Below are 21,070 nucleotides of genomic sequence, written 5' to 3' on the forward strand. Positions count from 1 at the left end.
TTGCTTGAGGAGTTGATTACATATGAATTCATCAGAACGTGAAGCCTATATCATCGAAAAATACAAACAAGAAGAAAAGCTCATGATCCTTTTATATGCACAATGGTGCGTCAATCATGAGCTTGACCCGGTGCTGATCTATGAAAAAGCCTATCCGCACCAACTTAAAAATCAACAATTGCTTGATGCGGTTGATCAAACCTTACCAAAGGCTGAAGCGGAGCCAGTTCCTCTTTCTTCACTATTAGAAGTCTTTTCTTGGTTTGAACAAAATGAATTAGCTTTTTATGTATCAGAGCTGGCAGAGCACCTGGACTTACAATAAGTGAAAAGCCGCAGCAAGTCTCTGATAAGAAGCCATTCGCTCACTAAATGAGTGAACGTTTGTTAGCACTAAACATTCATTTGTCTGATATGCATGAGCTAATGTTTCAAGCTGCTCACGAACAGTTTTAGCATCCCCTACGATTTGTTGATCTCGCAATTTAATTTGAGTTTCTTTTTCATAATCATCTAAGGGAAACTGGTTAGCATAATCTACAGTTGGTAAGCCATCGCTCCCTTTTCCTGCTGTTTGTTCAATTGACCAGACCTGTCCGCTTCGTGCCAGTTCTTCTGCTTTCTCGTTCGTCTCTGCGCAAATAACTGAAACAGCGAGAATCACTTCGGGATTATCTAAATATTTTGATGCTTGAAAGTGATCCCGATACGATTTCACAGCCTCCGCGCTGGAGACCTTATTCATGAAATGACCCACTGCATAAGGGAGTCCGAGCGCTCCTGCAAGCTCAGCACTTTTTTTACTTGTTCCTAGAATCCATGGTGTTGGTGAAAGCTTTGGAACAGGTGCGGCCATTAAAGAAGAATACATATGATCCTCCGGAAAATCATTGGACAAAAAATGTAAGAGCTCCTCTACTTTTGCAGGCATTTGATAAATGGATTGAAGCATATTATCGGTCAACGCACCCGAAGCCTCAGCTGAACCTCCTGGAGAACGACTCATTCCAAGGTCCACTCTCCCTGGATACAGGGTTGCAAGTAGGTGATATCGTTCTGCAATCGTATAAGGCTTATAATTGGGCAACAGAACGGCACCTGATCCAATTCGAATACGATTTGTTTTTGAACCAATCAAACTAAGCAATAAATCTGGTGCTGGACAACTCAGTCCTGGTAAGTCATGATGTTCAGCTACCCAATACCGATGATAGCCCCACTCTTCCGCTAACTGCGCAAGCCGAACCGTCTCTTCAATTGACTCTTTAGCAGTTTGACCTCTTGATTGCACAACTTGATCTAAAATACTTAATTTCAAGGGGAGTACCTCCATCCATAGAAAAAACCATGGCACTCACCATGGTTTTTCACTTTATGATAATAGTTCTGCAACAATTTCATGTGAACGAACGCGTGCGTTATGATCAAACGTATCAGATGAAATTATAATTTCATCTGCTCCTGTCTCTTCAATAAAGTCACTGACATTTTGTTTAATCGTATCAGGTGATCCGGTCATATATGAGCTTGCTCCTCGATTACGTTCAAGAGCTGCAATTTCACCAGGAGAATAATGATCAGCAAGATTTTTCACAGGTGGTTTAAACTGACCTGGTGTGCCTCGCATCAAATCAAGCATCTGTTGTTTCCGAGATGTGGAAAGATATTCTGCTTCCTCATCTGTGTCAGCCGCAACGATACTGACTCCAAGCATGACGTGTGGTTTTGACAACGTTTCTGACGGTTCAAAACGACTACGATACAAATCAATTGCCTGGTGCATATAATCAGGTGCAAAGTGTGAAGCAAACGAGAATGGCAGTCCTTTTGCTGCGGCAAGTCTAGCACTAAAGCCACTTGAACCAAGTAACCAGATTGGAACGTCCTGTCCGACTCCTGGATAAGCCTTTACTCCTGTTTGAGCTTCCACGCTCATATAGCCTTGCAGTTCTTCAACTAGCTCTGGAAAATCTTCTCCATTACTAAATAACGTACGACGCAAGGCACGAGCCGTTAACTGATCACTTCCTGGCGCTCTGCCTAGACCTAAATCTATTCGTCCTGGATGAAGGGCATCAAGTGTCCCAAACTGCTCAGCAATCATTAGTGGGGCATGGTTTGGTAGCATAATACCACCAGAACCAACTCGAATCTGCTTCGTTCCTTGTGCAATATGATTTATAATAATCGATGTTGCCGATGAACCAATTCCGGGCATATTATGATGCTCCGCCAGCCAGTAACGGTTAAAGCCCCACTCATCTACTTTTTGAGCCAAATCAAGGCTACGTTTAAATGTTTCGGACGCATTAGATCCTTGCGTAATAGGTGCTAAATCAAGCACAGATAACAATGTATCTTTAAATCGTTTCGCATGAGGTTGTGTTAAATTCATTTGTTCATCTACCTTTCTTGAATCCATGCACCTATTGTAAGGACTCAGGACATCAAGTGTCTACTTTCCTGCTTGTGGGCTTTTAAAACCATGTCTTGATTCCAAATATGACGTGATCTCTTCTTCTGAATAGGATAACTCAGCCAGCCCTTTGGCAATCGTTTGTGCATACGGAACTGCCGGCTTGTGAAAGGCATCTGTGCCGATATCTTGTGGGTTTGTGAACGTAAGCTTAGGGTACCCATCCTCTGTTCCAAGATATACAACCCGACCATACCAGCCATCATCTAACGTAACAGATCCCTTTTCAATCAATTCATTAAAAGATAATCCAGATGCATCGGCTGCGTTTTCTTGTTCAACGACATCAACAAATTGTTCAAAAGTAATAAGATATTGTCTTGCAATGGTTTTCTCTGAAGGGTTTTCCTTATGTCCAATAAAAGCAACGCCTCCTGTTCCCCACTTGCTTGTATCCTTCGCAAAATATAGAGGGTAAGGCAACTCACAGCCTTTATTATCAATCGGAAGTGCCTGATCGCGACATCCTTTCTCAGCTTCGGTTGATCCAACAGGAATGCCACCTTTTATATAACAATGGAATCGTTCCTCCATTAAGTTTGATCCATAGCTCACATACCATACTAAATTCATGTTACCGCCTCTTTCTTCTTAACATTCATTTCTAAATACAAAGGTTCATAATGATCATATTGTTTCATATCATGTTAGCCATTAAAATAGTAATAAACTGGAGGTGACTAATATGAAAGAACTACGCTACTTTTATGGAGTCTTATTAGTTGGTTTAGTAACGGCTCTCATCATGAGCTTGATCTAAAGTGTAAGCTCAAGCTTCACTGGGCAATGATCACTACCGTAGATATGTGAATCAATGTCCGCATGCTTTACAGCAGAAGCTAGACTGTTTGAAACAAGGAAGTAATCAATCCGCCATCCAATGTTCCGTTCACGGACATTTGCCATATAGGACCACCATGTAAACGCATCATCTCTATTCGGATAAATCATTCGATAGGAATCAAGGAATCCAGCTTCTAGTAATTTCGTAAACTTCCCTCGCTCCTGATCTGTAAATCCAGCATTTCCGATATTAGCACGATCATTTTTAACGTCGTTTGGCTGATGGGCTACGTTCAAATCGCCACATAAGATAACGGGCTTTTGTTCTTCAAGTGTTTGTATATAACGACGGACTGCTTCTTCCCACAGCATCCGATATCCTAGCCGCGTTAAATCACGCTTTGCATTCGGTGTGTACATCGTCAATAAATAAAACCCTTCATATTCTAACGTTATAACACGACCCTCTAGGTCCTCTATCTCATCTCCAAGACCAAACGTCACACTCATTGGTTCATGTTTTGTGAAAATAGCTGTTCCTGAGTACCCTTTTCTCTCTGCACTATTCCAATATTGCTTATACTCTCCTAAATCAAGATCTATTTGCTCTGGTTGGCACTTTGTTTCCTGTAAACAAAAGAAATCTGCATCTTCTTCAAAAAAATAATCTAAGAATCCTTTTTTCACACATGCTCGAATACCATTAACATTCCACGAAATAAATTTCATTATATCCCCCAATAAACTTAAGCTAATCATTTGACCAATTTGACCTATCTTATCATAATAGACGTTACACATCAGATCCACTATTCTGTATTGATCAAAAAAGATCAAACAAAATACTTGAAAGGTCAAAAAAGGTCAGTTATAATGTACGTAGCATCAAAAAACACATAAGCAGTTCATTTGACGATGAATATTTACTGCTTTAAAATTAAGGTCAGACTTAGTCAAAGGACTTGACTTTCTTTTTTGTCTTAAAGGTCAAAGTTAATCAAAGTCTAATTCATTCTTACGTAGGAGGAATGTTTAACATGAAATGTCAACATTGTCAGCAACGCGATGCATCAGTAGATGTGAAATTAATGATTAATAATCAAGCTCGAAATATACAGCTTTGTGGTGAATGCTTCCAAATGATGCAGCAACCACTGAACAGCCAAGGTGGATCATTTGATGATCTCTTTAAACAACATTTTATGAACCAGAATGCCGAAAACGGTCAAGGTACACGCCAAAAAGTAAAACAAGATCAGGGCGCTGGTGATGGTTTCTTAGATCAATACGGACGGAACCTTACTGCGATTGCCCAAAATGGAGAGATTGATCCAGTCATAGGTCGAGATGAAGAAGTGGAACGAGTGATCCAAGTTTTAAGTCGCAGAACTAAAAACAACCCGGTTCTTATCGGTGAAGCAGGTGTCGGTAAAACGGCGATTGCCGAAGGACTTGCAAGACGCATTGCCGAAGGCTCTGTTCCATTTAAAATTCGTGACAAACAAATTTATAGTCTTGATCTTACGTCTCTTGTAGCGGGTACAAGCTATCGTGGTCAGTTTGAAGAAAATATTCAAAAGCTGATTGCAGAAGTTGAAGAACGACAAGATGTCATCATCTTCATGGATGAAATTCACATGATGGTTGGTGCGGGTTCTTCAAACGACGGAAGCATGGACGCATCTAACATTCTAAAACCGGCTCTCGCTCGCGGGCAGTTCCAGTTAATCGGTGCAACGACGCTTAAAGAGTTCCGGCAAATTGAAAAAGATGCAGCACTTGAACGTCGATTCCAACCTGTAAATGTAGCTGAACCGACACTTGAGCAGACATTTGAAATCTTAAAAGGTCTGCGTCCAATCTATGAAGCATATCACCATGTTGCATACTCAGATGAAGTATTACGTGCAAGCGTGGATCTATCTGATCGCTACATTCAGGATCGCTTTTTACCGGATAAAGCGATTGATCTTCTTGATGAAGTTGGTTCAAGACTTTCATTATCGGATGAGAATCAAGATAAAGAGCAAATGAGAGAACGTTTAACCAAGATTCGTGAAGATAAAGAAAAGGCTTCTGAAGTGGAAGACTATGAAAAAGCAGCGAAGCTTCGCCAAGAAGAGTTACTCATCCAAGAACAATTGCAAAAATCAACAGGAGCTGCTGTTGAAGTAACGGTTGATTTAATTCAAGATGTGATTGAGAAACGTACTGGCGTTCCAGTGAAAAAACTACAAAAAGCTGAACAGCAAAAAATGAAAGACCTTGCTGCTCGCCTTGCCGGTCAGGTGATAGGTCAAGAGGAAGCGGTTGAAAAGGTAGCAAAAGCGGTGAAAAGAAGCCGTGCTGGCTTAAAAGCAGCAAACCGTCCAATTAGCTTTATGTTTGTGGGTCCAACTGGTGTTGGTAAAACAGAGCTTAGTAAAACGCTTGCTGAAGAGGTATTCGGTAATCGAGATGCGATGATACGTCTAGACATGAGTGAATTCATGGAAAAACACTCTGTTTCTAAATTAATCGGTTCTCCTCCAGGCTATGTTGGTCACGATGATGGTGGTCAATTAACTGAACAAGTCCGTCGTAAACCTTACAGCATCATCTTATTAGATGAAATTGAAAAGGCACATCCAGACGTACAGCACAGCTTCCTGCAAATCTTAGAAGATGGTCGTCTGACTGATAGTCAGGGACGTGTGGTTTCTTTCCAAGATACCATTATCATCATGACTTCTAATGCGGGTGCTGGAATTCAAAAGGCCTCTGTTGGCTTCAACCATGCACAAAGTAAAACGCTCGGCATCTTAGAATCATTAAATGATTACTTTAAACCAGAATTCCTCAACCGCTTTGATGGGATCATAGAATTTAATCAATTATCAGAGAACAACTTAGTAGCCATTGTCGATGTGATGCTAAGTGAGCTTCAAGGACGCCTTGACGCACAGGACATCCAAATGACCGTTTCAGATGAAGCAAAACGCAAACTATCTGAGCTTGGGTATCACCCTGCATTTGGTGCGCGTCCACTCCGTCGCGTGATCCAGGAAACAATTGAAGATGAAATTACTGAATTAATCATTGATGAAGAAGTTGTATCTGCCGTTGAAGTAACGGTTCAGGATAATGAGCTCGTTGTTCAAAAAGCGTAAAATGTAACAACTCATTAAAAGAGTACATTCCATTGTCGGAATGTACTCTTTTTTCTATAGATAACAAACTTACAGTAGCGATTGTGCACCGTCTACATATAGTTCCATTCCTGAAACATGATTGGAATGCTCAGAACATAAGAAACCGACAACACTTGCAACCTGTTTAGGTTTACCGCGCTCTCCTAAAGGAATGTCACCTTTTGGATAGTCTACAGGAATACGAATTTCATCGACTTCCTTTTGGATATGTGTATTTTCCCCAATGTTCGTATCAATCGCTCCAGGACAGATTGCATTTACACGAATGTTAAATTGACCAAGTTCCACAGCGGCCATCTTCATAAAAGCAACTTGGCCGGCTTTTGACGCACTGTATGCACTCATACCCGCTCCAGAGAACTTTCGATTGCCATTAATGGAGCTTGTTATGACGATGCTTCCTCCACCCGCTTTTTTTAAATAAGGAATAGCATGTTTAGTCGTTAGAAACGTACTTCTCAGATTCGTTGCTTGTGTTGTGTCCCAATCTTCAGCTTTCATATATTCGATCGCTTGAAACACTCCATTCACACCTGCATTTGCAAGCACTGCTTGAATAGGTCCTTCCCACGTAGATGCCACTTTCGAAAAGGCATTTTTAATCTCATCTTCTTTTTGTACATCAACTTCTACAAACATGGCTTCAGCGCCAAGAGCTTGAATTTCCTTTACTGTTTCAGAAGCTGACTCTTCATCTACTTCAAGAACTGCTACTGAGTAACCTTGTTTTGCTAGTTGAATCGCAGACTGTTTTCCGATACCTGAACCCCCGCCAGTTACAATTGCTATAGGCTTATTGTGTTTAGCCATGTCTTTATCCCCCTATCATCCGTTTAAATCTTTTATGGATTACAAAACCTAACCTGCTTTTCTCGTAAACATCTTGCATTTTTATAGCGTTTTTCATAGAATTCAATTGACATTCTATTCTTATTCCAAATTTTTTTCGATTTTAAACGATAATTTTCAAATTGTAATCGAATTGTAATGTTTCTAAAACCTCACTGTTATTTAAATGAGTTAAATTAATAAATGTTAAAGAAAAACTAAATAAACACGTACATATTCGTTTAATTATAATCTTTCGGAGGTATATTATATGTTTAAAACTAATTCAAATGTTAAAGGTCTTGTTATTAAAACTAGTTTCGTAGTCGGTCTTGCTTCAGCTGCTACATTTGCAGCTAACTCTGATGCTTATGCAAATGTAGACATGAGCAAAGTCGTTGAAGAAAACAAAGCTGCAGAGGTTCAACAAGCAGAACAAACTCAAGCTGCTACTGAAAATGCAGTTGCTCAAGAAGAAACTCAAGTGGTTTCTACTTCTACTCTACGCCAAGGACAAACTGGACAAGCTGTTAAAGATCTTCAAACAAAGCTAGTAAATCACGGGTATAACACAAATGGAGTAGACGGAATCTTTGGTGCAGGTACCGAAGCAGCAGTACGTTCTTTCCAAGCTGATAAAGGACTTTCTGTTGATGGACTTGCTGGTCGTCAAACAATCTCTGCACTAGGTGGCGAAGTAGCTTCTGCTCCTGCTAGCTCAAATACTGCTCAAGCTTCATCTTCAAACGAAACCGCGTCTGCATCAGAAACAGCAACTGCTTCTGCTACAGAGTCAGTATCTGAAGATAATAGCGTAAGTGCTCAAACTCAAGTAGCTGGAACTCAAGTTTCTGCAAGCTACGGTTCTGTTATCGCAGCAGCTGAAGCTCAAATTGGCGCACCTTACTCATGGGGCGGCACTACTCCAGCTGGATTTGACTGCAGTGGTTTCATTAACTATGCATTTAAGCAAGAAGGAATCAGCCTTCCTCGTACTGCACAAGGAATCCATGATTCTTCTGCTAAAAAGTCTAAATCAGACCTACAAGCTGGCGATCTAGTATTCTTCACTGGCACGTATAGCGGAGCACCTACTGTATCTCACGCTGGTATCTATGTTGGCGGTGGACAATTTGTTCATGCTAGCAGCAGTGGCGTACAAAAAAGCAGCCTTAACGCTGGATACTGGAGCAACCACTACTACGGTGCAGGTTCTGTAAACTAAATATATTAAAATATAAATAAAAAAAAGCTAGAAGAGATGATCTCTTCTAGCTTTTTTATTACCCCATTTTTACAATCGTACGCCCTCTTACCTTACCTTCAAGTATATCCTTAAACACCTGATCAAGTTCTTCTAGCTTCACTTCAATGACTACTTCGTTTTCCAGACATGTAGGCTTCAAATCAGTTGCTAGTCTTTGCCAAACGTTTGTCCGAATATCCATTGGACAACGAACAGAGTCAATTCCTAGCCAATTAATTCCTCTACTAATAAAAGGAAGGACTTGAGTTGTAACATCTACTCCTCCAGCTAATCCACTAGTTGCGACAGATGCTCCATAAGAAAGAGTCGAGAGAAGATATTGTGTCGTTTTTCCTCCTACTGGATCAACAGCACCTGCCCATTTTGAAGGCCTGGTTGATTTATTTTCTTGATCAACCAACTCGTCTCTATTTAAGACTTCCTTAGCTCCTAGTTTCTTTAAATATTCTTCTTCGTTTGCCTTACCAGTACTTGCGGCTACATCATATCCTAAGTTGGCCAACATATTAACAGCAAGGCTTCCTACTCCACCAGATGCTCCAGCGACCACAACTGGCCCTTGATTTGGATGAAGTCCATTTTTTTCAAGCTGCTGAACTGATAATGCGGCTGTAAATCCTGCCGTACCAAGAACCATGGCCTCTCGCATGGATAGTCCATCTGGTTTAGGTACGACCCATTCAGCTGGAACTTTAGCATATTCACTGAAACCACCATGATGCCCTGTACCTAACCGGTAACTAGTTACAATGACTTCATCGCCTTCTTTGAATTGATCATTTGTAGACTCTACTACCACACCTGCTAAATCAATCCCTGGAATTAGTGGAGTGAACTCTGCGATTCTTCCTGTACGTCCAACCATTCCGTCTTTGTAATTGACACTTGAATAAGAAACCTTTATAAGTACATCCCCATTTAATTGATCTGTTGACCATTCTTCAACGCCTGTTTGTACAGGATCAGTTGATTGTAAAACAAATGCTTTAAATGCTGTCATTTTTGATCGCGCTCCTTATATATAAGCTATACCTTACTATTTCCGTCTTTTCATTCAATAAAACATATAGGTTTACATAATCATATTATAGAAAACATACAAATGACTTTCCCTAAATTAGCTTGAATTAATGAAAAAAGGGTAATGATACGTATTACAACCTGATTCTTAATAAAGGGGTGCCATCCATGTATAACCGTGCCATTTTACTATACAACATTAAAGCAGGACAAGACAAAATAACTGACCAACTAGCAGACGTTACAGAGCAGCTCGCCCCTCATGTTCATGAATTTACATTTATTCAAACACTCGAAAAAGGCGAATCTGAGGACGTTTGTGCGAGAATTGGTGCTGAGGTGGATTTAGTTCTTATATTTGGTGGCGACGGGACTGTTCATGAATGTATAAATGGGCTAATGAAGGTTGATGAAGAAAGCCGTCCCAAAGTCGCAATTCTACCTGGTGGAACATGTAATGATTTTGCCCGTTCCTTAAACATTCGTACTGTAAAAGAATCGATCTCAGCTGTATTGGCGAATAACAGCAAAAGGCTTGATATGGGTCAAGTGAACGATCGATATTTCTCGAATTTCGTAGGAGTTGGCTTAATTACTGAAGCCTCGCAAGCGAAAGAAGGTCATTTAAAAGAAAAATGGGGTAAATTAGGATACATTATGAGTGCAGTGCAATCATTAAAGGATCCAACTTCCTTCTCTTATTCTCTCCAAACTGATACCGAGACTCTAGAGGGTGAAGCAGTTATGATTCTTGCCATGAATGGTCATTATCTTGGAACAGCCGGACTATTTGTTCAAGATAATGTGATGGATGATGGAAAGCTTGACCTATATATCTTAAAAGAAGCCGGGTTTTCTTTATTGAAAAATGTATATAACAAATCAAGATCTGATACCGCTAAGGAATGGCTATCACAGGCAGAGGACATTGAAGTATTTCGTACAAACTCCTTAAAGTTAAAAACTGATAAGGCGCAATTAGCTGATTCAGATGGTGAATTGTATCTTGAGACCCCTCTTGATGTAGTCATTCATCAAAAGGCAATGGAATGGATTTATTTAGCTGAAGAATAGAAAAAACCCTAAGAGGATATGGACCCTCTTAGGGTTTTTAATTATTTTGAGACGTATGGATTATTTGATATCCAAAAACGATACGGATACTCTTTTGCGGCTCCGCTGTTATCAATTCCTATTCGAGGACCAACCTGAATATCGGTTGGAGCTGGGCCATCCAAAATATAAACAGGTGGCTCTGTAATGCTACGGCCATATGCAGCCATCGTAATTCCCATTGCTTTGGTTAGCTTCCCTGGTCCATTTGTTAAAAGAACGCCTTGTTTGTCTCTTCTTTTTCTCATAAGCTCCACACCATCAACAGGTTCAATTGCGCGAATAAGGACGGCTTCAGGTACATCTACAACATTGGAGACAATGTTAAACAAACAATGGGTGTGCATCACATATGTGTAGATGACCCCGGGCGGACCAAACATCACCTCCGTACGTTTGGTCCGCCTTCCATTAAAGCTGTGTGCCGCCTGATCCATTGTACCAAGATAGGCCTCTGTTTCAACAATTTGGCCAATGGTCGTTCCCTCAGAACTATCATGGACCAAAAGTTTACCAAGTAAGGTTTGGGATAACGAAAGCGTGGACTGTTCATAAAATGATTTTGGGAGTACGTGTGACATTTTTAATCCACCTTGTAATAAAAACTTGATAGCATTAGTCTTTCCGATTAGTCAGACTATCACTCTTTATTCGTACTCTGCACCTGTCTCTTCCATCAAACGTTCTAATTCAATAAGGAATTCATCTTCCAAACGGTCGTATTCAGCAAACAAGTCATCTGATTCGGATAAAAGATCATCGTCCTGACGGTAATGTCCTTCTACTTCTTTTTCACCTGCTTCGTAGAATACATCATTTGCATCAAGATATAAGGAGTGAAGCTCTTGAACATCTTCAGTTTCAGGATTAAGCGCTTGAAGCTCCTCGTAATATTCATCAAGCTCCGGCTTCAATTCACTTTCATATACCTCGTAAAATTCTTCATCTGATAAGGACTCTGTTTCAGTGAAGAATTCATCCCATGCCTCATCAATATCTGTTTGAATTGGCAAGATATGATCGTTATAATACACTTCGAGGTCATCGCCCACTTTATTGTTGCTATTACATCCAGTCAGAATAAGTGCGACACCTACTGAAACGATGGTTCCATGCATACTCCATTTTTTCATCTTCTGAGTCTCCTATTCTATTTTTTCTACGTTATTCTTTAAAAAGTCTACCACGTTTCAACAATTCTTTGCAAAGATATCCACGTATTCAAAAAGAGAGGAAAGCCATTAAGCCTCCCTCTCATCCGTTCATATGCTAAATTCTTCAGGCGAGAATACATGAACCTGTTTAGGTCTGCTGTAGACCAAATCCCCTACTTTCAAACCCAGAGGAGAAAATTCATTTTTAGGTAACTCAATGTCAATGAGTTCACCCTCGTTCACTTTTTCCGCTTCAATAAAAACAATCGGTCCTACTGGTTGTATATGAGCAATCTTAATAGGAAATGCCCCTTCAACTTGCGTCTGATGAAGCTCCATCTGGTGTGGTCGTATATAGCCAACGACTTCTTTATTTTCATGTTTAGGACTACCAGATGTTCTAAGCGTAATGGTACCAGAAGTTAAATTGCCTTCCTGCACACGACCTTTAAACAAATTCACATTGCCTAAGAAGTCAAACACAAATGGAGAATTAGGGTTTTCATACACTTCGTCCGGTGTGCCAATCTGTTCAATTCGTCCTTGATTCATAACAACGATACGGTCCGCCACATCCATCGCTTCCTCCTGGTCATGAGTCACAAAGATACTTGTCACATCAAACTGATTGTGCAGATTTCGGAGCCAGCGTCTTAGCTCTTTTCTGACCTTTGCATCAAGCGCTCCAAAGGGCTCATCCAATAAAAGAACTTCAGGTTGAACGGCTAAAGCACGAGCTAAAGCTACTCTTTGTCGTTGCCCACCTGAAAGCTGCGATGGATACCGTTTTTGTAAGCCATCTAGTTTTACAAGATTTAATAACTCATCTACCTTATCATTTATGTCCTTCTTAGATGGGCGTGCGCGGCGGGGACGCACTCGTAGTCCATATGAAATATTATCGGCTACGGTCATATGTGAGAATAGTGCATAATGCTGAAAGACAAAGCCAACATGTCTTGAAACAGCATCGACATCCGTCATGTCTTGTTCATTAAAGAAAATGGATCCTTCAGATGCACTTTCTAAACCTGCAATAATACGTAATAAAGACGTCTTTCCTGATCCCGACGGCCCGAGTAGTGCAATAAGCTCTCCTTTTTTGATGGATAGCTGAATTTGTTCGAGAGCTTTAAAGTCTCCAAAATACTTTGATACGTGATTGATTTCAATCGACATATAGAACACTCCTTACAATTGTGGACTCTTCTTCTCTACAATGTTTTTAATAACCAACGTAATGATTGCTAGAATCGACATCAGTGAAGCAACAGCAAATGCAGCTGTGAACATATATTCGTTGTACAAAATCTCTACATGAAGCGGCATCGTATTTGTTAAGCCGCGAATTTTACCTGATACAACGGAAACAGCACCAAATTCTCCGATTACTCGTGCATTACACAGGATTACGCCATACAGTAATCCCCACTTTATATTTGGTAACGTCACATGCCAAAATGTACGCCATCCATTCGCTCCGAGTGAAAGTGATGCCTCTTCTTCTGCCGTACCTTGAGCCTGCATTAAAGGAATCAATTGTCTAGCCACGAATGGGACCGTCACAAACATACTTGCAAGCACGATACCTGGCACTGCAAAGATGATCTGGATATTGTTGGATAAAAGCCATTCTCCAAGTAACCCGTGAACACCGAATAATAGAACAAAAACAAGACCCGCGATAACAGGTGACACAGCAAAGGGCAAGTCAATCAATGTAATTAAAAAGCTCCTACCTTTAAATTGAAACTTTGATAAGGCCCAAGCTGCCGTGACTCCAAAAATCGTATTAAGTGGAACAACAATCGCTACGGTTAACAAGGTAAGCTTAATCGCTGATAATGCCGCTGGATCCGTTATCGACTGAACGTAGACAGACCAGCCACCTGCAAATGCGCGAACAAAAATCGCTGTTAACGGTAGAATGAGTACAAGTGAGAGAAATAACAAAGCGATGGATAGGAGTACCCATTTCACCCATGCCTTTTTTCTCTTACGTTTAGAGTAAATAGGATTATGATTAATTGGGATCTCAGTATTCAACTTGTGCCTCCTTTATGTATGACGTTTAGATGCCCACCATTGTATAAGATTCATCAGAAACAATAGTAAAAATGAGAATAAGAGCATCACAGAAGCAATGGCGGTAGCTCCCTCGTAATTAAATTGTTCAAGCTGATTCATAATGAGTAATGGAGTAATCTCCGTTTTCATTGGCATATTTCCTGAAATGAAAACAACAGAGCCATACTCACCTAGTGCTCTTGCAAATGCTAGAGACATGCCAGATAACAGTGCAGGAAACAAAACAGGCATGATTACTTTTGTAAAGGTGTGAAACCCGTTTGCTCCAAGTGACGATGAAGCCTCCTCTAGTTCCTTATTAAGGTCTTTTAACACAGGCTCGACCATACGTACAACAAATGGTAAGCCGATAAAGATGAGTGCAGTCATGACACCAAGAGGAGTAAAAGCAATTTTAATTCCTAATAGATCAAAGTATTTACCCACCCACCCATCAGATGTGTAAATCGTAGTTAACGCAATCCCTGCGACAGCGGTCGGTAAGGCAAAAGGAAGATCAATAATTCCATCGATGATCTTTTTCCCTGGAAAGGAGTAGCGCACTAAAATCCAAGCAAGTAATAATCCAAATATTCCATTGATTAGAGCTGCAGCGAGTGCAGCTCCTATACTTAGCTTATACGACGCAACCACTCGCGGAGAGGTAACCGTCTCCCAGTAATCTGAGAAACTCATATTTGATGTTTGAATGAAAATCATTGAGATGGGAATTAGAACAATTAACCCCAAATACATTAATGTCATACCTAGTGTTAATGAAAACCCAGGGATGATACTTTCTTCTTTAAAGCGTAATGTTCTCATACGATCCTCCCTTTGCTATCTTATTGCTCATAGATTTGATCGAAAACCCCTCCATCACTAAAATGCTTCTCTTGAGCTTCTTGCCATCCACCAAACGTGTCGTCAATTGTAACAAGTTGGATCTCAGGGAAGTACTCACTAAATTCGTTTAAGATCTCTTCATTTCTTGGTCGATAATAATGCTCCGCTGCCAGTCGCTGCCCTTCATCGGTATACAAGTACTCAAGGTAGGCCTCTGCCACCTCACGCGTTCCTTTTTTATCAACATTCTCATCCACTACAGCCACAGGCGGCTCTGTTAAAATGCTAATGGAAGGTGCAACGATATCGAATTCATTTTCTCCCAGTTCCTCTGTTGAAAGAATCGCTTCGTTTTCCCATGCAAGTAGGACATCACCAATTCCTCGTTCAACAAAGGATGTGGTTGCACCACGTGCACCAGAATCAAGTACGGAAACGTTTTGATATAAATCGGAGATGTATTGCTTAGCCGCATCTTCAGAACCATATTCTTCCTCTGCCCATGCCCAACCAGCAAGATAGTTCCAACGAGCTCCTCCTGATGTTTTTGGATTTGGTGTGACCACCTCTACATCATCACGAATTAAGTCATCCCAATCTTGAATATTTTTAGGGTTCCCTTCTCGAACTAGAAAGGTAATCGTTGACGTATAAGGTGTTGAATTATCTGGTAATCTCGTTTGCCAGTCTTCAGGTATGAGATCACGAGAGTCATGTAAGACATCTATGTCGTAAGCAAGAGCTAATGTAACAACATCCGCTTGTAAACCATCTATAACCGATCTTGCCTGACTACCTGAGCCTCCGTGTGATTGATTAAATGTTACGGTTTGACCGGTTTCTTCCTTCCAATGGTCAGCGAATACCTTGTTAAAATCTTCATATAATTCTCTTGTCGGGTCGTAGGAAACATTTAAAAGATCAACCGTATCTCCATCACCTGTTGCTTGATCACTTGAACCACATGCACTCAACGCAATGAGCAAAACTGGAATGGACGTGAATATTAAAAATGAGTACGTGCTACTTTTTTTGATTTTCAATCGATTCCTCTCCTTTTACACTTTGTTTTATATATTATTAAGTATAGTGGTTTAGTTGGCTTTAAGAACAAAAAAAGAAGCCCTCCACTAATAAACGGTATTAGTAAAGGCCTTCGGTTGTCCGATCAGCAACTATTTTAATGTACTCATATCTTATCCATGCTTTTCCGATGTGTCAAGTATATTTTAAAGCGTTCGTGCGATCTGTTCTTAATTTGTGAGGTAACGTACATCTGTTCGATCGAATAAGGGAACCGCATCTGCCAAATAAAAGGTAACTAGAGGTGCTAACAGAATAACGACTAGAAAAAGCAAATCATACAAACGAACATTCGTTTCATAAAAATAAGTTCGCTCTGATGACTGAGTAAAGCGCTTAGCTTCCATGGCAACCGCAATTCGTTGAGCACGCCTAATACTTTGGGCAAGGAGTGGAATGGAGAAAAACTGAAGTTTTTTGTACATTCCCTTCAGCCCTTTTTTTGGAACAGCCTGTCTAATGATCATTGCATGTCTTAATGTTTGAAATTCATCAAACATAATTGGGATCATACGTATCGATGCTAGAAAGCTATAGGCATACTTTGAAGGAACTTTAAGCTGTTGCATCAATGAATAAAATAACAAGACCGGTTTTGTCGTTAACGCAAAAATCATTCCAAGTATGGCAAACGCCAGTGCTCGAAAGCCCAGATGAATTCCCCGATAAAAGCTTTCCTCACTAATCTGAATGAGTCCCCATTTAAACCAAATGGTATCTCCTCTTCCAAAAAAAATCATCGAGCTGGCCGAGGAGACAAACACTAATACAAAGGGAAGTGAGAATAGTAGCAAATAGCGTAATGGATGACCCGAGTACATATATAAAATCATACTCAGTGCTATTGTTAAGTAAGCTAAATGCGAAGGGTTATGAATGAAGATCATATAGAAGAACAGAAATACGGAAAGGATACATTTTATACTAGGGTTAACACGTGTTAACCAGGTTTCTTGAACACGATATAATGAGTTCATCGGCTTGCCACTCTTTTCATTTCTTTATCTACTTCAGAGACTTCTCCTTTTTCTACGTTCCAGACACGAGTAGCAAACGAACGAACAATCTCTTCATCGTGAGTCACCATCATAATTGTGACTCCTTGATTTTTTAATGAGTCCATCATTTCAAGTAGAGCAAATGTATTTTTAGCATCCTGTCCAAAAGTTGGTTCATCAAGCAATAAAACCTTTTGCTGTCCTACAAGAGCTGTTGCAACACTTAATCTTCTTTTTTGTCCCATCGATAGTTGATAAGGATGTTGCTGCTGGTGTTGGGTAAGCATAAATGCAGATAAGGTCTCATCTACTTTCTTTTTCAATTCAATTTGGGACCGTCGCTCTTGTTTTAACGTAAAAGCAATCTCTTCGCTTACGTGATTTGTAACAAATTGATATTCAGGATTTTGAAAGACAAATCCGAGAAGATCACTTAATTGATCCTTTTTCTTAACTAAAGTTTGATGAACCTTATATGTTCCTCTCGTCCGAAGCACATTCATTAATCCTAGAAGCAATGTGCTTTTGCCAGCACCGTTTACCCCGGTAATGCAGATCCACTCACCAGGGTAAACGTTTAACGAAGAAACAGTCAGTTTAGCTTCTTTTCTACGAAGCACTTGAAAATCCTTTAGCTCAATGATAGGAAGTTGGTTTTGATCACGACTTTCTGATGCCCATTTACGTTGTGTCAGATACTCCTGCCAAACATCTGGATACCAGATGCCGTATTCATGCAGGGTTTGTTTGTATGTTTTAAATATATAATCTGTTTGCCCATCTGCAATAATTTGACCTGCATCATTCAAAACAATAACTCTCTCAACGAAATCAAGAATATGATCAATTTTATGTTCAACAATAATCACCGTTTGGTTTTTCGTTATCGATTTAATGAGTTTCCAAATCTGTTCAGTGCCTAATGGATCAAGCATCGCCGTTGGTTCATCAAAAAAGAAGGTGGACGGCTTAAGAGCAAGAACGGAAGCCATCGCTAGCCTTTGTTTCATTCCTTGAGATAATTGCGAAATCGGTGTATGAAGTTCGTTAAGCTCTAAACCGACCAACTCAAGAACATGGTTAATTTGTTGGTTCATCTCTTCTCTTGGTACTCCTAAATTCTCTAATACAAAGGCGATTTCTTCATCTACATAAGGCATACAAAATTGACTATCTGGATCTTGAAAGACATAACCCCACGATTTTGGATGAGTGAGTTTTTTATATTTAAGTGGAAGATTTATAGCGGATGGCACCAAACCTGTAAGTACTTGAAGCAAGGTTGATTTTCCACTTCCACTTGGCCCAAGAATAAGGACCTTCTCGCCTTCGGAAATCTCAACGCTCAGATCTTTAAACAAAAGTGTGCCACTTCCAGGAAAGGTGAGCCTTAATTTCTCTACAGATGCACTCATATCTTTTATCCCTTTCCCTTCTTATGAATCTAACGTATCAAGATCTTTTTTAGAAGATGGTCTCAATAAATCAGTGACACCCGTTTTCTCAAGTGCCCGAACAAGATAGTAGGCGAATATGCCTGCAATCAGGATGCCACTAATGGTTCGTAATATGATCACTAATGTGACATTCCATCCAACAAGATCCGCCATGTAGCCTCGGTTCCAGTCCATCAGAAACGAGCCTCCTGCAGATGCTGCACCTGCAAGAGAGGTAGTAAAAATGGAGTAGCTTTTGTACAAAAACAATGCAAAGACAAGTTCAGCTCCAAGCCCCTGCATGATTCCATAAATTAATACCTCTAAGCCGTATTGTGAGCCTACAATAAATTCCCCTGAGGCCGCTGCTATTTCAGCAATAAGAGCCACACCAGGCTTACGAATAATTAAAAAGGCTACAGTAGCTGCGATAAACCACATACCATACATCAGTTCATTCACTTGAAGTGGAAATAGCTTTAAGCTGTCATTTACTGGACCCCATAATCTGTACACAATTCCGAAAACCACTGCAATAATGACTGTGACCAAGATATCCGTTAAGGTCAAACGCTTCATCAGTTCATTCCTCCTGTTTTTCTATTCCCACAGTTAGCCGAAAAAAAGAAGCCACTCCAAGAATGGAGTGGCTTCTTCATTACGTATACACTAATCCCTAAAGAGACAAGTCGCCATAATAAAAAGAGTCGACTCCACTTTCCTACGCTAGTATTATCTAGATCAGGTCAAGGGTTAAGGCAAAGTTGCCTCTCTCAGCTTACGCGCCCCTAGTGGAAATAAAAGTTTATAATGTTGTACATGTACATTTAATCATATTAACGTGAAGCCGACAATCTTTTTTTATGAATGCTTTTCTAAGACAGATTCTACTTCTAAAAGGGATGTAATCTCATAAGTCGGTTCAACTTCGGCAGTTGTTTGTTCTCTACGGTTAACCCAAATAGAAGGAATACCGGCTCGCTGAGAACCAAGAATATCAGTCATAAGGTTGTCTCCAACCATCATTACTTCTTCTTTCTCAAGCTCCATTAATGATAAGGCATGTTCAAATATGCCTTTATCAGGTTTTCCCTTACCATAAGCACCAGAAATAACAATATGGTCAAAGTAAGGAACTAATTCGGGCGTCAGCTCTAATTTAATATTTTGTAGATCGGGAGAGCCATTTGTTAATAGAAGAAGTTTGTAGTCTTCTTTTAAACGGTCCAATACTTTAAACGTTTCTTCATAAACGATTGGATTTTTTCGGCGTTCAAGTGGAAACTTCTCAGATAACTCTTTTGCAAGTTCTGAATTTTCTACTCCACACTTCTTCAAAGCAAGATCCCAGGAAGCTAACCGATACCCGGGAGCGAGATCTTTTAACTTCTGAAATTCCTCTTCTCGATCCTGAAAATTTGCCCATAAGCCCTCAAAGGGATTAATTCCAATCATTTGCGTAAAAGGAAATGTTTCATAAGAAGCATATAATTGCTTTGCTTCTTCCCTTACCGCATACTCGAGCTCGTCAGCATTAATACGTTCATCTTGTTCCGCAGCATAAACACATGTGGCGTCAAATGCTTTCTGAACACTTTTTTGATCCCATAAAAGGGTATCATCTAAGTCAAAAAAAACAGCTTTTATCATCAAGGATTCCCTTTCTTTAAAACAATTTAAATAAAGTCTTGTACAACTATTTTACTTCGTAAGTCCAATTAAACGGGTCTTCTATTCTACCTTTTTGAATGCCTGTCAATGTTTCATAGAGTCTCGCAGCCAAATGACCTGTTTCACGATTATTAATGAGCGACTGCTCACCTTTCCAGCTAAGTTCTCCAATTGGTGAGATCACCGCAGCCGTTCCTGTTCCAAAAGCTTCTTCAAGTCGATTTTCTTTAATGGCAAGTAATACTTCATTAATTGAAATTTTCCGTTCTGAAACTGGCATATCCCAGCTCTTCAGTAATTCAATAATTGATTTACGAGTAATTCCTTCAAGAATGCTCCCACTAAGTTCAGGTGTTACAATCTCTCCATCAATCTTAAAGAAGACATTCATGCTTCCTACTTCTTCGATGTACTTTTTCTCAGAACTATCAAGCCAAAGAACTTGAGCTTGACCATGAGCTGTCGCTTTATCTTGAGCTTTATATGCGGCAGAATAATTCCCTGCTGTTTTTGCCATCCCGGTTCCACCAAGAGCGGCTCTTGTATATTCGTCTTCTACGTAAATGCCTACAGGGGCAATACCCTCTTTATAATAAGAGCCTACAGGTGAAAGAATAATCATAAATTTATAAGATGTGGACGGAGCTACACTAAGGTTAGGTTCAGTCGCAATAATGAACGGGCGAATATACAATGAGGTTCCTTCATATGTAGGAATCCAATCCTTGTCTAACTTAACCAACTCATTTAAATAGTCTAAAACAATGTTTGTATCAATATCTGGAATACTTAAACGGTCACTAGATAAGTTTAATCGCTTAAAATTTTGCTCGGGTCTAAATAATAATACTCTGTCATCATCTGTACGATAAGCTTTTAGACCTTCAAATACAGTTTGCCCATAATGATAAATCATTGCAGCTGGATCGAGTGTTAAAGGTTGATAAGGTATAATTCGTGGACTATGCCAGCCATTTTCATTCGTATAATCCATGATGAACATATGATCAGTAAACGTTTTACCGAACTCAAGGGTCTCAGGATCTGGCTTTGTTTTATGGTGTGTTGCGGTCATAATTTCTAATGTTTGATCAGACATTTTAAGAAACTCCCCTTTTTATACCACGATAGTAACAT

At 40.0% G+C, this 21,070-nt stretch carries 21 protein-coding genes and 1 riboswitch; of the genes, 4 read left to right on the forward strand and 17 right to left on the reverse strand.

Annotation, left to right across the window (positions count from 1 at the left end; all coding sequences use genetic code 11):
• Window positions 1–22: 22 nt before the first annotated feature.
• The gene (gene yxiS / locus ACQKKO_RS02820; protein WP_498644116.1) at window positions 23–325 is read left to right on the forward strand and encodes a protein YxiS; all 303 of its coding nucleotides are present in this window, start codon (window positions 23–25) and stop codon (window positions 323–325) included.
• On the opposite strand, the gene ACQKKO_RS02825 is transcribed toward yxiS, so the two are convergent.
• The 4 genes from ACQKKO_RS02825 to ACQKKO_RS02840 all read right to left on the reverse strand — a co-directional run bounded on the left by ACQKKO_RS02825 (window position 317) and on the right by ACQKKO_RS02840 (window position 3,988).
• Window positions 317–1,318, reverse strand: a complete 1,002-nt coding sequence (locus ACQKKO_RS02825; RefSeq protein ID WP_498644118.1) for an LLM class flavin-dependent oxidoreductase — start codon at window positions 1,316–1,318, stop codon at window positions 317–319. The genes yxiS and ACQKKO_RS02825 overlap by 9 nt on opposite strands.
• Before the next feature lie 54 nt (window positions 1,319–1,372).
• Window positions 1,373–2,395, reverse strand: a complete 1,023-nt coding sequence (locus ACQKKO_RS02830; RefSeq protein ID WP_498644120.1) for an LLM class flavin-dependent oxidoreductase — start codon at window positions 2,393–2,395, stop codon at window positions 1,373–1,375.
• Between the two features lie 60 nt (window positions 2,396–2,455).
• The gene (locus ACQKKO_RS02835; protein ID WP_498644122.1) at window positions 2,456–3,049 is read right to left on the reverse strand and encodes a hypothetical protein; all 594 of its coding nucleotides are present in this window, start codon (window positions 3,047–3,049) and stop codon (window positions 2,456–2,458) included.
• A gap of 183 nt (window positions 3,050–3,232) precedes the next feature.
• Window positions 3,233–3,988, reverse strand: a complete 756-nt coding sequence (locus tag ACQKKO_RS02840; protein WP_498644124.1) for an exodeoxyribonuclease III — start codon at window positions 3,986–3,988, stop codon at window positions 3,233–3,235.
• A gap of 308 nt (window positions 3,989–4,296) precedes the next feature.
• Between ACQKKO_RS02840 and ACQKKO_RS02845 the strand changes: the two genes are divergently transcribed.
• Window positions 4,297–6,408 (forward strand): ATP-dependent Clp protease ATP-binding subunit, encoded by a 2,112-nt coding sequence (locus tag ACQKKO_RS02845; RefSeq protein ID WP_498644126.1) that lies wholly within the window; start codon window positions 4,297–4,299, stop codon window positions 6,406–6,408.
• A gap of 69 nt (window positions 6,409–6,477) precedes the next feature.
• On the opposite strand, the gene ACQKKO_RS02850 is transcribed toward ACQKKO_RS02845, so the two are convergent.
• On the reverse strand, window positions 6,478–7,260 hold the full coding sequence (locus ACQKKO_RS02850; RefSeq protein WP_498644128.1) for an SDR family oxidoreductase: 783 nt from the start codon (window positions 7,258–7,260) through the stop codon (window positions 6,478–6,480).
• A gap of 289 nt (window positions 7,261–7,549) precedes the next feature.
• Between ACQKKO_RS02850 and ACQKKO_RS02855 the strand changes: the two genes are divergently transcribed.
• The gene (locus tag ACQKKO_RS02855) at window positions 7,550–8,503 is read left to right on the forward strand and encodes a C40 family peptidase (RefSeq protein WP_498644130.1); all 954 of its coding nucleotides are present in this window, start codon (window positions 7,550–7,552) and stop codon (window positions 8,501–8,503) included.
• A gap of 58 nt (window positions 8,504–8,561) precedes the next feature.
• On the opposite strand, the gene ACQKKO_RS02860 is transcribed toward ACQKKO_RS02855, so the two are convergent.
• Window positions 8,562–9,545, reverse strand: a complete 984-nt coding sequence (locus tag ACQKKO_RS02860; protein ID WP_498644133.1) for an acrylyl-CoA reductase family protein — start codon at window positions 9,543–9,545, stop codon at window positions 8,562–8,564.
• Window positions 9,546–9,733: 188 nt separating this feature from the next.
• Here ACQKKO_RS02860 and ACQKKO_RS02865 point away from each other — a divergent pair, with 188 nt between their 5' ends.
• Complete coding sequence (locus tag ACQKKO_RS02865; RefSeq protein ID WP_498644135.1) at window positions 9,734–10,639, forward strand: diacylglycerol/lipid kinase family protein; 906 nt, start codon at window positions 9,734–9,736, stop codon at window positions 10,637–10,639.
• A gap of 41 nt (window positions 10,640–10,680) precedes the next feature.
• Here ACQKKO_RS02865 and ACQKKO_RS02870 read toward each other — a convergent pair whose 3' ends face one another.
• The 11 genes from ACQKKO_RS02870 to ACQKKO_RS02920 form a co-directional block, all read right to left on the reverse strand.
• Window positions 10,681–11,259, reverse strand: coding sequence for a DNA-3-methyladenine glycosylase (locus ACQKKO_RS02870; RefSeq protein WP_498644137.1), 579 nt, complete (start codon window positions 11,257–11,259; stop codon window positions 10,681–10,683).
• A gap of 66 nt (window positions 11,260–11,325) precedes the next feature.
• The gene (locus ACQKKO_RS02875; RefSeq protein ID WP_498644139.1) at window positions 11,326–11,811 is read right to left on the reverse strand and encodes a hypothetical protein; all 486 of its coding nucleotides are present in this window, start codon (window positions 11,809–11,811) and stop codon (window positions 11,326–11,328) included.
• Window positions 11,812–11,940: 129 nt separating this feature from the next.
• Window positions 11,941–13,011 carry a sulfate/molybdate ABC transporter ATP-binding protein gene (locus ACQKKO_RS02880; protein ID WP_498644141.1) on the reverse strand — a complete coding sequence of 357 codons (1,071 nt, stop codon included), beginning with the start codon at window positions 13,009–13,011 and terminating at the stop codon, window positions 11,941–11,943.
• Between the two features lie 12 nt (window positions 13,012–13,023).
• A complete protein-coding gene (gene cysW / locus ACQKKO_RS02885; RefSeq protein ID WP_498644648.1) occupies window positions 13,024–13,845 on the reverse strand; it encodes a sulfate ABC transporter permease subunit CysW in 822 nt (273 codons plus the stop codon).
• 45 nt (window positions 13,846–13,890) lie between these two features.
• Entirely contained in the window at window positions 13,891–14,724 is an 834-nt protein-coding gene (cysT, locus tag ACQKKO_RS02890; protein WP_498644143.1) for a sulfate ABC transporter permease subunit CysT, read from the reverse strand.
• Between the two features lie 20 nt (window positions 14,725–14,744).
• Window positions 14,745–15,782: a sulfate ABC transporter substrate-binding protein gene (locus ACQKKO_RS02895; protein ID WP_498644650.1), complete on the reverse strand. Its 1,038-nt coding sequence runs from the start codon at window positions 15,780–15,782 to the stop codon at window positions 14,745–14,747.
• Between the two features lie 216 nt (window positions 15,783–15,998).
• Window positions 15,999–16,805, reverse strand: a complete 807-nt coding sequence (locus tag ACQKKO_RS02900; protein ID WP_498644145.1) for an energy-coupling factor transporter transmembrane component T family protein — start codon at window positions 16,803–16,805, stop codon at window positions 15,999–16,001.
• Window positions 16,802–18,241: an ABC transporter ATP-binding protein gene (locus ACQKKO_RS02905; RefSeq protein WP_498644147.1), complete on the reverse strand. Its 1,440-nt coding sequence runs from the start codon at window positions 18,239–18,241 to the stop codon at window positions 16,802–16,804. The genes ACQKKO_RS02900 and ACQKKO_RS02905 overlap by 4 nt, the downstream gene beginning before the upstream one ends.
• A gap of 21 nt (window positions 18,242–18,262) precedes the next feature.
• Window positions 18,263–18,841: an ECF transporter S component gene (locus ACQKKO_RS02910; RefSeq protein WP_498644149.1), complete on the reverse strand. Its 579-nt coding sequence runs from the start codon at window positions 18,839–18,841 to the stop codon at window positions 18,263–18,265.
• 122 nt (window positions 18,842–18,963) lie between these two features.
• Window positions 18,964–19,062, reverse strand: a riboswitch (TPP riboswitch).
• Window positions 19,063–19,123: 61 nt separating this feature from the next.
• Complete coding sequence (locus tag ACQKKO_RS02915; RefSeq protein ID WP_498644151.1) at window positions 19,124–19,912, reverse strand: HAD family hydrolase; 789 nt, start codon at window positions 19,910–19,912, stop codon at window positions 19,124–19,126.
• A gap of 46 nt (window positions 19,913–19,958) precedes the next feature.
• Window positions 19,959–21,032 (reverse strand): branched-chain amino acid aminotransferase, encoded by a 1,074-nt coding sequence (locus ACQKKO_RS02920; RefSeq protein ID WP_498644153.1) that lies wholly within the window; start codon window positions 21,030–21,032, stop codon window positions 19,959–19,961.
• Window positions 21,033–21,070: the final 38 nt, after the last annotated feature.

This window comes from Alkalihalobacillus sp. NPDC127517 (genome assembly GCF_050276055.1).
Lineage (GTDB): Bacteria > Bacillota > Bacilli > Bacillales > Bacillaceae_D > Alkalicoccobacillus.